This is a genomic window from Prochlorococcus marinus XMU1404 (assembly GCF_017696175.1).
Lineage (GTDB): Bacteria > Cyanobacteriota > Cyanobacteriia > PCC-6307 > Cyanobiaceae > Prochlorococcus_A > Prochlorococcus_A marinus_X.
Window position 1 is genome coordinate 316,098 of sequence record NZ_JAAORE010000003.1, and the last position, 13,383, is coordinate 329,480.

Below are 13,383 nucleotides of genomic sequence, written 5' to 3' on the forward strand. Positions count from 1 at the left end.
TATTCTTTAATTAGCTAAGACAGCTTTAATTTTAAGTTTTTTTGTTCCAAAAGAGTCAATAGAATTTTGAATATCAACAATTGACCATCGAATTACATCACCTTTTTTTTCTAAATTTGCAATGATAAATTCTCTTAAATTTTTTAATTTTATTGAAACTGGCCAATCTAAATAAAAATCAACTGAACTTAATTTCATTTTTGATATTTACCAAATTGGTCATTATATAAATCATCTTCGACTTCTTTACCAATAACAATATTCAAATCTGACTTAGGATATGCCACACACAAAAGTGCAAAGCCCTTTCCCCTTAAATCATCATTTAATCCCATAGCATCTTCTTGATCTACAGATCCTTCCAATATCATGGATGCACAATCTGTACAAACTCCTGAACAACAACTACTTGGTAAATCTATTCCATTCATTTTAGCCGCTGAAATAATATCTTGATCTTCAGAACATAAAAAACTAAAAGTCTTTTGCTCAAATTGAACTTTTATATTGTATTCAGGCATATCCTAAATCTTATTGCTAAACTGCTGAACCCCCTACAACCTCTAATATTTCTTGAGTAATAGCAGCTTGTCTGGCTTTGTTATAGGTTAGATTCAAAGTACTTGCTAATTCTTTAGCATTATCACTCGCATTATTCATAGCAGTCATCCTGCAAGCGAGTTCTGAAGCTGCCGACTCTTGAAGAGCTCTTAGTACCTGATTCTGTAAATATAAAGGTAATAATGAATCCAATAGTTGATCAGGACTTTGTTCAAAAACTATATCTGATGGCAACTTCTCTGAATCACTTTTTTCAATATTTGATTTTTCAACAAGTAACTTACTATCTTTAGTGGTTAACCTAAAAATTTCATCATTTTCATCTGCAATACCTTGAGGGTCTAGTGGCAGCAATGTTTGAACTACAGGTGCACAACTGACTAAAGTAATGAATTTCGTATATATAATTTCTACCCTATCAGAATTTTCTGAAAGAAATTCAGCTAAGACTTCACTAGTTATCCCCTCAGAATCTGTTGCAGTTGGTACCTGTTCCAGCTCTTTAAATGTGCTTTTAATTGTGTATCTATCTTTCCTATTTTGGAAATAACCTATTGCTTTTTTACCAACTAAGATCAAATTTGGTTCATAACCTTGTTTAATCAGTTCTGCATACCTAATTTCCACCTTCTTAATTATATTGGTATTGTATCCTCCACATAATCCTCTATCTGCAGTTATGCATACCAAAGAAATTGTTTTTACATCTCTTTTTGATAGAAGAGGAGAATCTACAGCTTCAAACTGAACTCTAGATTGAATATTTTCTAAAACCCGAGCAAGTTTATCTGCAAAAGGCCTACTCTTAAGAACTTGATCTTGTGCCCTCCTAACTTTTGCAGCTGCAACTAATCTCATAGCTTCTGTTATTTTTCGTGTATTTTTAACAGAAACTATTCGATCTCTAATTTCTTTAAGATTTGCCATGATATTCCCTTAAATAAATTTAAACTGTGGAAAGCATTGAAGATTTAACTTCATTAATCACCTCTTTGAGTGTTGCTTCTAAGCCATCATTCAATTTCTTCTCTTTAAGAATCTCTTCTATAAATTCTGCTTTGTTTAACTTAAGATATTCTCTTAATTCAGCAGCAAATTTAGTTACATCTTCCACTGGAACTTCATCAATAAGACCCTTAACACCTGCATACACAACAGCAACTTGTTCAGCAAGATTTAATGGTGAGAACTGTGCTTGTTTTAGTAACTCTCTTAGTCTTTTACCTCTTTCAAGTTGTTGCTGAGTTGCTTCATCAAGATCAGATGCAAATTGAGAAAAAGCAGCTAGTTCATCAAACTGTGCGAGTTCTAATTTTAAAGTTCCTGCAATTTTTTTAATTGCTTTTGTCTGAGCAGCTCCTCCAACACGGCTAACAGAAATACCAACATTAATAGCTGGTCTTAATCCTGAGTTAAATAAATCTGCACTCAAGAATATTTGTCCATCAGTAATTGAAATAACATTAGTAGGAATATAAGCAGAAACGTCACCTGCCTGAGTTTCAATAATGGGTAAAGCTGTCATTGAACCGCCGCCCATATCATCAGATAATTTTGCTGCCCTTTCAAGTAATCTGCTATGACAATAAAAAACATCTCCAGGATAAGCTTCTCTTCCTGGTGGTCTTCTCAAAAGGAGAGACATTTGTCTATAAGCCTGAGCTTGTTTTGTTAAATCATCATAAATAACTAGTGTTGCTTTACCTTGGTACATAAAGTGCTCAGCAATTGCAGCACCAGTATAAGGTGCTAAGTATTGTAGAGCTGCGGCTTCAGAGGCTCCTGCACTAACAACAATGGTGTAATCAAGAGCTCCTTTTTCTCTTAAAACCTCAACTACATTTGCTACAGATGCTGACTTCTGACCAATAGCTACGTAAACACAAACTACGTCTTGACCTTTTTGGTTGATTATTGTGTCGATAGCAATTGCAGATTTTCCAGTTTGTCTATCACCAATAATTAATTCTCTTTGACCTCTACCAACAGGAATCATTGCATCAATAGATGTAATACCTGTTTGCATTGGTTCATGCACTGATCTTCTCTTGATTATTCCAGGAGCCATCTCTTCGATCAATCTAGTATCACTAGTTGGAATTTCCCCTTTTCCATCTATTGGTTGTCCAAGAGGGTTAACAACTCTCCCCTGCATTGCTTCCCCAACAGGAACAGATGCAATTTTACCTGTGGACTTAACGTTACTTCCTTCTTGGACGCCAAGTGCCTCTCCCATTAAAACGGCCCCAACATTATCATCTTCAAGATTTAAAGCTATACCTTCGGTACCATCCTCAAATTCCAATAACTCTCCTGCCATGACCTGATCTAAGCCATATATTCTTGCAATGCCATCACCGATTTGCAGAACAGTTCCTACATTGCTAACACTTACAGATTGGTCATAATCAGTTATTTGTTGTTTTAAGATTGAACTGATTTCATCAGGGCGTATAGATACCATGGATTTAAGAATTTAAGGTTGATTTAAAATTTACTTGGAGAGGGATAAGCCAAGTTTTCTTATTTGTGAAGCAAGGGAAGCATCAATTACTTTTGATCCTACACTGGCGACGAAACCACCAATAAGAGATGGGTCGATTTTAGTTACAAGTTCTAATTTTTCTGTTCCAGCAATATTGATGATCTTTTTGGTAATTAAACCTTTCTGTTCATCAGTAAGCTCGACTGCAGAAGTAACAGTTGCCAAAGCAATATTACTATTTTCTCGGTAAATCTCTAAAAACCTATCAAGAATTGAAGTAAGAATTCCAATTCTTTGCCTATCGGCCAATAATTTCAAGAAATTCAATAAAGAAGAATTGACTTTATTTGAAAAAATTTCAATAATGATTTTCTTCTTAGCATCTGTCTCTAAAATGGGAGAGGATAGTGCCTTCTCCAATTCAGGGGCATCATTTATTAATTCCAAGAGTTGTTTAACCTCAGAAACCATCTCTTCAGTTTGCGAATTTTCATTCACAACTTGAAGTAATGCCTCTGCGTATGGTGTAGTAACTGAATTTAAAAGTGGCATTAGTTCACCTCAATATTGTTAATTGATTGAGTTACCAAATTTTCTTGTGTTATTTTATCAAGTCGATTTGGGAGAGAATCTAAGGCTTTTTTAATTGCCAGTTCAACAGCTTCTTTTCGAAGTTGAGAAATTGCTCTGGATGCTTCAGAGCTCTCATCAGAGATTGCACTTTGTTTAATTCGTGCCATCTCCTCTATAGCTTTTTTCTCACTTTCCATTCTGATTGATTCAGATCTTTTAAGGGAATCTGCTTTTATTTGAGAAGCTTTTTCTTCTGCTGAAGATAAATCTTTCTTTGCCTTCTCTAAAGCTTGAGTTGCATTTAGAAGTCGATCTTCAGCATCTTTTAATTCAAGAAGGATTCCTTCTCTCCTTTTTTGAAGCATTTTGCCGAGAAAACCAGGCAAAAATTTATAAAGGCCGAAAACCACTACAGCCCAATTAAGGATATTAGTTTCAAATAAATTGAAGTTTAGTCCAAAACCTTCTGTAGCTAAAAGAGTTAAATTCATTTTTCTAGAATCAATCTATTAACAATAAGTTCGCTTAGATCATCAGCTTGTTTAGAAAGTTGATCACGAGCAGCAGACGTCTGACTTTCAATTTCTAGTCTTGCTTTTTCTTTTGAAGCATTTGCTTCATTGTTGGCAAGTTCTAGTGCTTCTTTATAAAGCTTGTCAGACTCATCCTCAGCTTCGCTCACAATTCTTTGGGCTTCTGTTCGAGCACTTTGAAGCTGAGTTAATAAATCAGCTTCTAATTTTTTAACCTCTGAAAGTTTATTTTTGGACTCGATAATATTATTACTTACAAACTTTTCTCTTTTTTCTACAACATTACCAACAGGCTTAAAAAAGAGAGAATTTAAAATGTAAGTAAGCGCAACTACTTGTATCGCCATTAGTGGCAAAGTGGCATTTATATCAAATAATCCACCTTCGGTAGCACCAAAAAAATTAAAGGCCAACATATGATTCAGTTGAAGTTAAGAAATTAAATTTAAATATTGCTAAAAAGGAATTAGAAGCAATATTAACTTTTAGGAAAAAGGATTCGCAAAAAGTAGTACCAAAGCCACAACTAATCCGTAAATTGTTAATGACTCCATGAAAGCGAAAGATAAAAGAAGAGTTCCTCTGATTTTACCTTCAGCTTCTGGTTGACGGGCTATACCCTCAACAGCACCTTGAGCTGCGTTACCTTGTCCAAGACCTGGGCCAATAGCACCTAGACCAACTGCTAAACCAGCAGCTACAACTGATGCAGCGGAAGTAATCGAATCCATAATTTTGAAATAAAGAGCTTAATACTTTTGATAAATCTTTTTTGACATACACGCTTGGACATCCTTTCATTTAAGAATGGGTCTGATCATATCAGACCTACGCGATTAGATATTTTGCCAGATTACAGACCCTTTGTAAAAGAATCTGAATGTATTGGAAGATAGCTAATGATGTTCTTCAACAGCTTCTCCAATGTAGTAGGCAGCTAAAGTTGCGAAAATCAATGCCTGAATTGCACTAGTAAATAATCCTAGGAACATAACAGGTATTGGTAAAATTAGTGGAACTAAAAAGACTAGAACACCAACAACAAGTTCATCAGCCAAAATATTTCCAAATAGCCTGAAAGAGAGTGATAAAGGTTTAGTAAAGTCCTCTAGAATTTTGAAAGGAAGCATAATCGGAGTTGGGTGAACATAGTATTCGAAGTATCTCCAGCCCTTATTGCTTAAACCTGCATAGAAATACGAAAGTGAAACCAATAAAGCCAAGGCAATAGTTGTATTAATATCTGCAGTAGGTGCTCCTAATTCTCCACTAGGTAATTTAATCAATCTCCAAGGAATTAAAGCTCCTCCCCAATTACTAACAAAGACGAATAAAAATAAAGTACCTATAAATGGCATCCAATCTCTATATACTTTTTCGCCTATTTGCGTCCGAGCAAGATCTCTTATGTAATCCCAGAGGAACTCAAGCAAGTTTTGAAGGCCTTTGGGATCATTTTCCATTTTTTTAGTTCCTAAAGAAATAAAAACTAATAACGCTCCTAATAAAATCCAAGATGTTAAAAATACCTGCCCATGAAGTCTGATATTTCCAATTTGCCAATAAAGATGTTGACCAACTTCTAATGCTGCAAAATTTGTTAGCAAGGAATTAAAAAACATTTGTTTTGAATAAAAAAATTTACTTAAGAACGTGAAAAATAAAGAATGAGTGAAGGCTTATAAATGAAAAAACCTATCATCGCAGGAAAAATCTCCAAAGATCCTAGCTTGCTCGTAAAGATAAAGAGGCAAACTGGAACTAATAGTTGCAATTTTGATACACCTGATGATTCTTTACCAAGTTTCCCTATACTTTTGGCAAGCAAACGTAGGTAAAAAATGCCGGCAATTGCACCTATAAAAATACTAAAACCAAAAGTAAAACCTAGAAAAATTCCAGTTATTGCTGCTAATAAAATAGAAACAATAAAAGTAATTCCAAAAATTGTTAATTGCAATTTTGTGTATTCATCATTTTGAGAAAGCAAATTATCTATTTGATTGGCAATGCCAGATTTACTTTCTTTGATGATCGAATTATTCAGGGGTTGAGGAAATTGAACATTCTCATTAGAAAGATGCTCAAGTTTTTTTCTATTTGAGTCCACTGATGTGAACATAGTTTAGAAACCCTCTCTGAATGGTTTGAAGTAAGTATATAAACTCACGGAATCTATCATGGAGAGGTACCTTTTAGCTAGTTTTTTTCTATAAAAAATTAATTCTTAAGATTTATGATTAATCTGTAGACCATTTTTTACTTTATTCTTCAAAAATAAAATTTATAAAAAGTCATCTTTTTAATTGCTTTAACACTTTAAAAAGTTAATAAAAGACTTGGCAAAATCTTAATTAAACGTCTCAATAGTACATATACATCTAAAAAATTGGAGATAAGTCAAGAACAAATAAAATATAAAAGAATTTCTAAAAGAAAAAAAACCTTTAATTCTAATTACAAAAAAAATTTAATAGAATGTATATTGCCCTTACCGTGGACAATATGGCCTTATGAGGCAAAAATCCTCATTGTCTTGATTGGATTTTGGTCAATATTAGGAATATGCATACTAGGATCATCAAGTTGGTGGGTAGCTAGTAGGGAAATGGGAAATTGGGCTTATTTCTTAAAAAAACAAATTATTTGGACAATTCCAGGCATTGGTCTTTTTTATTTCGTTCTAAATACGAACATTAGAAATCTATTAAAGTTTTCAAGAATTATTTTTTATATTTTATTTTTTTTAATTTTTCTAACCAACATTACTGGGATTACAGTGAATGGCTCTTCAAGATGGATAGTGGTAGGGTTTTTACGTCTGCAACCATCTGAATTAATAAAACCTTTTCTAATTCTTGAAGCTTCTAATCTTTTTGCTCATTGGAATCTGATAAAGAATGATAAAAAATTAATTTCAATATTCTCTTTTGGTTTATTAATTTTATTAATACTTAAACAGCCTAATTTAAGTACTGCATCATTAACTGGAATTCTTTTTTGGGTAATGGGTTTTTGTGGAGGCGTAAAACTTAGCTCTCTTTGCTCATTTGCTTCATTAGGATTCATAACTGGATGTATTAGTATCCTCATGAACCAATATCAAAAACTTAGAGTTACTTCATTTATTAATCCTTGGAAAGATCAACAGGAAAGTGGATTTCAATTGGTTCAGAGTTTATTAGCTATAGGTTCAGGTGGTCTATTTGGCCAAGGTTTTGGACTATCTATGCAAAAATTACAGTATCTACCGTTCATGTATACAGATTTTATTTTTGCCATTTTTGCAGAAGAATTTGGTTTGTTGGGTTGTACTTTATTCTTAGGATTTTTAGCAGTTTTCTCTTTAATAAGCCTAAGAATTAGTCTTAAGTGCAGGAACAACTATACAAAATTAGTCGCTATCGGATGTGGAGTATTGTTAACAGGTCAATCGATAATGCATATTGCTGTGGCAACTGGATCCATGCCTACTACAGGCTTACCACTACCTTTCATTAGTTATGGTGGAAATTCTTTAATAGCATCTTTTTTTATTGCAGGCATGTTACTGAGATGTTCATTAGAGTCAACAGGATTCATAGGTATGATTAATACACGAAAGACTCTTAATTAGTTAGAATTTAAAAGAATTAAGTCAGGCTATCGAATCATTTAATTTATTTATTTCAGAATTATCTCAAAAGGGTAATCTGCTCATGCAGAATGGTCTTAATGATCCTGGCCCATTTACTATATTTTTGGTTTTCAGCGCAGGTCTTTTAACTAGTCTTGGCCCATGTTCAATATCTTTACTACCAATCACTATTGCTTATATAGGAGGAACAGAGAAAAATAAATTTAAACTTATTAGTTTTTCAGGAGGAGTCGTTTTTTCACTTGTTGCTCTTGGTGCTGCTAGTGGATTCTTAGGTAGAATATATGGACAAATTCCATCTTATTACACTTCGGTAGTTGCCTTGATAGCAATAATAATGGGTTTAAATTTACTAGGGATTCTAAAGTTTCAGTTCCCGAATGGACCTGATATAAAAATCATTGAAGATAAAATTCCAACATTTATAGCACCTTTTGCGATAGGGACTACTTTTGGACTAGCTTCTTCACCTTGCATTACTCCAGTTTTAGCAACTCTTCTGGCTTGGGTATCGCAAGCTAAAAACCCGACAATATCTATTATTTTTTTATTTTTCTTTGGGATAGGCCAAGTAACTCCATTAATTGTTGCAGGAGCTACTGCAGAAAACTTAAAACAATTTTTAGAGCTTAGAAAATTTAGTCAAATAATTCCCACTTTAAGTGGGATATTTTTAGTTTCCCTAGGTTTATTAAATTTATTTTCAAATTGGATTTAAATGATTATTTTTAAGAATCTAATTTTAAAAATATCAAGTTTAAGATTTGCCATATCACTGATAATCTTCATAGCCATTTCAAGTGGCATAGGTACTTTTATACCTCAAGGTAATAATTATAAATTCTATATTGATAATTTCGATAGTGCTCCAATTTTTGGATTTTTAGATGGAGAAAAAGTCTTAAAACTTCAATTGGATCATGTATATACAAGCTTTTGGTTTTTATTTACATTAATTCTTCTTTGCATTTCGCTAGCTGCTTGTAGTTTCAGGAGGCAAATCCCTTCATTAAAAGCTTCATTAAAATGGATTGAATACAAGAGCGAAAAAAAATTTAGCAAATTGCAACTAACTACAAGTCACCCAATCGATCAAAATGGAGACCACATATCAAAAGTAGATTTATTACTTAAAAAAAAAGGATGGAAAACATACAAATTAAAAAGTCATATTTCTGCAAGAAGGGGGTTAATTGGAAAAATCGGACCTTTAGTTGTACATATCGGATTAATAGTCTTACTTATAGGTTCAGCATATGGAAGTTTTACAAGTCAATCAAAAGAAGAATATTTACTGCCTGGAGAAAGTTTGGATCTTGTTAATGAGAGCACAAACTCAAAAGCCAATATAGAGTTAGTCGATTTTTCTATAGAACGAGAAAGTGATGGAGTACCCAAACAGTTTATTTCAAAATTAAATTTTTCTTCTGAAGATCTAAATTTAAATGAAATAAAAACTGCCAAAGTTAATCACCCAATAAGGTTTAAAGGGTTAACTATTTATCAAGCTGATTGGGCGATATCAAATATAGTATTAGAAATTGATAATATCCTTTACCAATTACAGTTAAAGGAGATTCCTGAAATCGGAAATCAGATTTGGGGGGTTTTGATTGAACTAGGTTCAGAAACTAAAAAAAATTTCCTTTTAACCATAGATAATGAAAATGGACCACTTAAAATTTCAAATATAGAAAATCTTTCCGGGAATAATCTCTATATCAATGACAATTCTTTAGAAGTAAATTCTTCAAAATTATCTCTAAAAAAAATAATCCCCAGCAGTGGATTAATAATTAAAAATGATCCTTCTATACCATTTATTTATTTTTCTTTTATTTTAATAATTTTTGGAACAATAATAAGTCTTATTCCAACTAACCAATTATGGATTCTTGTAAATCAAGAATCACAAAGGTTATACATTGGAGGTCTTAGCAATAAAAATCTAGTTGGTTTTAAAAAAGAATTTTTTAAAATATCAGAAGAAATAAAAAATTTTTAATTTTTTTTCTGTCCACTAAAAATATCTAACTGCATAGAAACATTCCCTCTAGGGTTAAATGCCGCATTTAAATGTATCCAGTGAGGTGAGCCTTCATTCACTAAATCATCCATAATTCTATTAACAACTTCCTCATGTGATATTTTTATATCTCTAAAATTATTAATATAAAGCTTTAAAGACTTCAACTCATAGACTTTCAAATTAGGTTGATAAATAATATTGAGCTTTGCAAAATCTGGATAACCAGAAAAGGGGCACTTACAAGTAAATTCAGGTAACTGGATAGAAACTTCATAAATTCTTTTCTTATTTGGATTATCGAAACAAATTATTTTTGATTCTTCAATAATTCTCTCACCATAAAGTGGTCTTTGTGTCGAATCATCTAATTTAGCTGTACTCATTTTTAGTAGAACTTATTTATTAAACCTATATAAAAAGATCAAAATCTGCAAAAATCCCAACAAGCTTAAGTATTACAAATGAATAAGCCAAAAGCTGTTAAATCTTATTTTTGTATCAACTGCAACATTCATAGTGTCGGTTAAAAGGGTTATATGTGTTTAGTTCAAAAGAAAATTAATGGACATTTGTTTGATAACTATCGATAACAACTTAAATAAATCCCTCCAACCAAAAAGCGCAATCGGAATGTTATGGCTTCAAACACACTTCCAGGATGATCAGTGGGAAGCATTGTCAAATAGTACAGTAATTATTTCTGAGGAAAATTCCACATTATTAATTGAAGACGCCACGAATGCAGGACTAAAAATTAAATGTTTTTCTGATATTTCAATGTTGGATGTTTTCCCAAAAAACAATTAAAATAACGATATTCAACCTTTAATCATGAAGAAAATTGAGGCAATCATACGTCCATTTAAACTGGAGGATGTAAAAATTGCATTAGTAAACTCTGGTATTGTTGGGATGACTGTCAGTGAAGTAAGAGGTTTTGGCAGGCAAAAAGGACAAGTTGAAAGATATCGAGGATCCGAATTTACTGTTGAATTCCTTCAAAAACTCAAAGTAGAAGTTGTTGTAGAAGATGAAAAAGTTAATTCAGTCATAGATGCAATTGCTGAAGCAGCAAAAACTGGAGAGATAGGCGACGGGAAAATATTCATCACATCAATTGATTCAGTTGTGAGAATTAGAACTGGCGACAAAGATGAAGAAGCTCTCTAATTTAAAGAGTTTCATTTACTAAGTTTTTTATATATTGACTATTAATCCTTGGATTTGATTCATTTTTTAAGCTCATCCAAGCTAGATATTCATGATTTCCAGCAGGACCTACTAAAGGGGAAGCTATCAAATTCTTTATATTCCATTGAAAATTTTTAGCAGTACAAATAACGGACTCTATAGCCTCAACATGGAATTTAGGATTACGAACTACGCCGCCTTTACTTACTTTATCTTTACCCACCTCAAATTGGGGTTTAATTAAAAATATTCCCTCTATAGAATCGCCTACTAATAAATTATTAATAGATTTAAAAATTAACTTTAATGAAATAAAAGACAAATCAGCAACTACAAAATTGGGCAATTCATCGCTTCTAGATAAAAGATCATGAGGTTTTAAATTTCGAATATTAGTTCTTTCAAAAAGTATGACTTTGGGGTTATTCCTAATCTTCCATGCAGTTTGTCCATAACCAACATCTATCCCATAAACTAATTTTGCTCCTTGTTGCAATAAGCAATCAGTAAATCCCCCCGTAGAGATTCCTGCGTCAATACATATTTTATCTTGTACTTTAATTTCAAGTCTTTTAAATGCCTCCAATAATTTTTCGCCTCCCCTTGAAACAAACATAGGTTCGGATTCAATAAACAATTCAGCTCCAATTAATACTTGCTGTCCAGGTTTATCCAATACTTTTCCATTGACATCTCTAACCTTACCAGCAAGAATTAAACCTTGGGCTTTTTGACGCGTTTCACATAAACCTTTATTAAAAAGATAAAGGTCTAATCTACTTTTTTTAATCATCAATTAATAAAAAAGACTGAATAATGAACTTCTACGAGATTAAGATCCAAATTCTTTTATACCTTTTAATTTTAAATTAGAACTAAAAAATTACCTATTAATCATAAAGGCAATAAATGCAAATATTCAAATATTTAAATTTTCTTGAATCTGCAGAAAAATGTTACATAAGAAAATAATAATCAGGCAAATATGTTCAATGGCAATTACATCTTCAAGGTATAGGGCAATAATTCGATTTTGGTTATAAAGTTTAAATTGATGATTAATAAAAATTGTGATTGAGCGTTACACATTACCCGAAATGGGGAAAATCTGGACTGAAAGCGCAAAATTCCAGAGTTGGCTGAAGGTTGAAATAGCTGCATGTGAAGCAAATTTTTCCCTCGGGAAAATTCCTGAGAATGCCATGAAAGAGATACGTGCAAATGCAAAGTTTGATAAATCTAGAATTACAGAAATTGAGAAAGAAGTTAAACATGATGTCATAGCATTTCTTACAAGCGTTAATGAATTTGTAGGAGATTCTGGAAGATACATACATGTTGGCATGACCAGTAGTGATGTCCTTGATACTGGCTTATCTCTTCAGTTAAAAGATTCTTCCGAATTGTTATTAGAAGAAATTGAGAAACTAGAAAATGAAGTCAGATTATTAGCAAGGAAGCATAAAAATACATTAATGATTGGCAGATCTCATGCAATTCATGGGGAGCCAATTTCCTTCGGTTTTAAACTTGCTGGATGGTTAGCAGAAATACTAAGAAACAAAAAAAGATTGTTAACACTTAAAGAATCTGTAGCAATTGGACAAATAAGTGGTGCAATGGGAACTTACGCTAATACTAATCCCAAAGTAGAAAAAATAACTTGTGATTTACTCGGCTTAAAACCAGACACAGCAAGTACGCAGGTTATATCAAGAGACAGGCACGCAGAATATGTTCAAACTATTGCATTAGTTGGCGCTTCTCTAGATAGATTCGCAACTGAAATAAGAAATTTACAAAGAACTGATGTTTTAGAAGTTGAAGAGGGCTTTACAAAAGGGCAAAAAGGAAGTTCTGCCATGCCTCATAAAAGAAATCCTATTCGAAGTGAAAGAGTAAGCGGTTTAGCAAGGGTTTTGAGAAGTTACGTCGTAACAGCTCTGGAAAATGTTCCACTTTGGCACGAAAGAGACATAAGCCATAGTTCAAATGAACGTATTATGTTACCTGACGTATCAATCTGTTTGCATTTTATGCTCAGGGAAATGAAAGATATCGTAAGCGATTTGGAAGTTTATCCAAAAAATATGCTCAAAAATTTAAATATATATGGCGGTGTAATCTTTAGTCAGAAAGTTTTACTTTTGCTTGTAGAGAAGGGCTTATCTAGAGAAAAAGCTTATAGCTTAGTACAAAAAAATGCTCATCAGGCTTGGAATACTCAGAATGGGAATTTCAAACAAAATATAGAGAGAGATAATGAAATAATGGATTTTATCGATCAAAGCGACTTAGAAGAATGTTTTAATCCTTCAATTCATCTCAATAATTTAAGTGTAATATGGGAGAAGTTAGGTATCTAGGATTTACT

The 13,383-nt window shown here is 32.5% G+C and carries 18 protein-coding genes; 6 read left to right on the plus strand and 12 right to left on the minus strand.

Annotation, left to right across the window (positions count from 1 at the left end; genetic code table 11):
• Positions 1-6: 6 nt before the first annotated feature.
• The 10 genes from HA144_RS08080 to HA144_RS08125 all read right to left on the minus strand — a co-directional run bounded on the left by HA144_RS08080 (position 7) and on the right by HA144_RS08125 (position 6,274).
• Positions 7-198 carry a hypothetical protein gene (locus tag HA144_RS08080; RefSeq protein WP_209043550.1) on the minus strand — a complete coding sequence of 64 codons (192 nt, stop codon included), beginning with the start codon at positions 196-198 and terminating at the stop codon, positions 7-9.
• Complete coding sequence (locus tag HA144_RS08085) at positions 195-521, minus strand: 2Fe-2S iron-sulfur cluster-binding protein (RefSeq protein WP_209043551.1); 327 nt, start codon at positions 519-521, stop codon at positions 195-197. Before HA144_RS08085 ends, HA144_RS08080 begins: the two co-directional genes overlap by 4 nt.
• A gap of 16 nt (positions 522-537) precedes the next feature.
• The gene (locus HA144_RS08090) at positions 538-1,488 is read right to left on the minus strand and encodes a F0F1 ATP synthase subunit gamma (protein ID WP_209043552.1); all 951 of its coding nucleotides are present in this window, start codon (positions 1,486-1,488) and stop codon (positions 538-540) included.
• Positions 1,489-1,507: 19 nt separating this feature from the next.
• Positions 1,508-3,025, minus strand: a complete 1,518-nt coding sequence (atpA, locus tag HA144_RS08095; protein ID WP_209043553.1) for a F0F1 ATP synthase subunit alpha — start codon at positions 3,023-3,025, stop codon at positions 1,508-1,510.
• Positions 3,026-3,055: 30 nt separating this feature from the next.
• The gene (gene atpH / locus HA144_RS08100) at positions 3,056-3,598 is read right to left on the minus strand and encodes an ATP synthase F1 subunit delta (RefSeq protein ID WP_209043554.1); all 543 of its coding nucleotides are present in this window, start codon (positions 3,596-3,598) and stop codon (positions 3,056-3,058) included.
• A complete protein-coding gene (locus HA144_RS08105; protein WP_209043555.1) occupies positions 3,598-4,110 on the minus strand; it encodes a F0F1 ATP synthase subunit B in 513 nt (170 codons plus the stop codon). Before HA144_RS08105 ends, atpH begins: the two co-directional genes overlap by 1 nt.
• The gene (locus HA144_RS08110) at positions 4,107-4,568 is read right to left on the minus strand and encodes a F0F1 ATP synthase subunit B' (RefSeq protein ID WP_209043556.1); all 462 of its coding nucleotides are present in this window, start codon (positions 4,566-4,568) and stop codon (positions 4,107-4,109) included. The genes HA144_RS08105 and HA144_RS08110 overlap by 4 nt, the downstream gene beginning before the upstream one ends.
• A 69-nt stretch (positions 4,569-4,637) precedes the next feature.
• A complete protein-coding gene (gene atpE, locus HA144_RS08115) occupies positions 4,638-4,883 on the minus strand; it encodes an ATP synthase F0 subunit C (protein WP_002805169.1) in 246 nt (81 codons plus the stop codon).
• A gap of 165 nt (positions 4,884-5,048) precedes the next feature.
• On the minus strand, positions 5,049-5,774 hold the full coding sequence (gene atpB / locus HA144_RS08120; RefSeq protein WP_011863567.1) for a F0F1 ATP synthase subunit A: 726 nt from the start codon (positions 5,772-5,774) through the stop codon (positions 5,049-5,051).
• 23 nt (positions 5,775-5,797) lie between these two features.
• On the minus strand, positions 5,798-6,274 hold the full coding sequence (locus HA144_RS08125) for a hypothetical protein (RefSeq protein ID WP_209043557.1): 477 nt from the start codon (positions 6,272-6,274) through the stop codon (positions 5,798-5,800).
• Between the two features lie 267 nt (positions 6,275-6,541).
• Between HA144_RS08125 and HA144_RS08130 the strand changes: the two genes are divergently transcribed.
• The 3 genes from HA144_RS08130 (at position 6,542) to HA144_RS08140 (ending at position 9,794) form a co-directional block, all read left to right on the plus strand.
• The gene (locus HA144_RS08130; RefSeq protein ID WP_209043558.1) at positions 6,542-7,768 is read left to right on the plus strand and encodes an FtsW/RodA/SpoVE family cell cycle protein; all 1,227 of its coding nucleotides are present in this window, start codon (positions 6,542-6,544) and stop codon (positions 7,766-7,768) included.
• An 82-nt stretch (positions 7,769-7,850) separates the two neighbouring features.
• Positions 7,851-8,507, plus strand: a complete 657-nt coding sequence (locus HA144_RS08135; protein WP_209043559.1) for a cytochrome c biogenesis CcdA family protein — start codon at positions 7,851-7,853, stop codon at positions 8,505-8,507.
• Positions 8,508-9,794 carry a cytochrome c biogenesis protein ResB gene (locus HA144_RS08140; protein ID WP_209043560.1) on the plus strand — a complete coding sequence of 429 codons (1,287 nt, stop codon included), beginning with the start codon at positions 8,508-8,510 and terminating at the stop codon, positions 9,792-9,794.
• On the opposite strand, the gene queF is transcribed toward HA144_RS08140, so the two are convergent.
• Entirely contained in the window at positions 9,791-10,201 is a 411-nt protein-coding gene (queF, locus tag HA144_RS08145) for a preQ(1) synthase (protein WP_209043561.1), read from the minus strand. The genes HA144_RS08140 and queF overlap by 4 nt on opposite strands.
• A gap of 178 nt (positions 10,202-10,379) precedes the next feature.
• Here queF and HA144_RS08150 point away from each other — a divergent pair, with 178 nt between their 5' ends.
• Positions 10,380-10,625 carry a hypothetical protein gene (locus HA144_RS08150; RefSeq protein WP_209043562.1) on the plus strand — a complete coding sequence of 82 codons (246 nt, stop codon included), beginning with the start codon at positions 10,380-10,382 and terminating at the stop codon, positions 10,623-10,625.
• Between the two features lie 24 nt (positions 10,626-10,649).
• A complete protein-coding gene (locus HA144_RS08155) occupies positions 10,650-10,988 on the plus strand; it encodes a P-II family nitrogen regulator (protein WP_011377098.1) in 339 nt (112 codons plus the stop codon).
• Position 10,989: 1 nt separating this feature from the next.
• Here the strand turns inward: HA144_RS08155 and HA144_RS08160 are convergent, their stop codons facing one another.
• Positions 10,990-11,802, minus strand: coding sequence for a TlyA family RNA methyltransferase (locus tag HA144_RS08160; RefSeq protein WP_209043563.1), 813 nt, complete (start codon positions 11,800-11,802; stop codon positions 10,990-10,992).
• Between the two features lie 277 nt (positions 11,803-12,079).
• On the opposite strand from HA144_RS08160, the gene purB reads away from it, so the two are divergent.
• Positions 12,080-13,375 carry an adenylosuccinate lyase gene (gene purB, locus HA144_RS08165; RefSeq protein WP_209043564.1) on the plus strand — a complete coding sequence of 432 codons (1,296 nt, stop codon included), beginning with the start codon at positions 12,080-12,082 and terminating at the stop codon, positions 13,373-13,375.
• Positions 13,376-13,383: the final 8 nt, after the last annotated feature.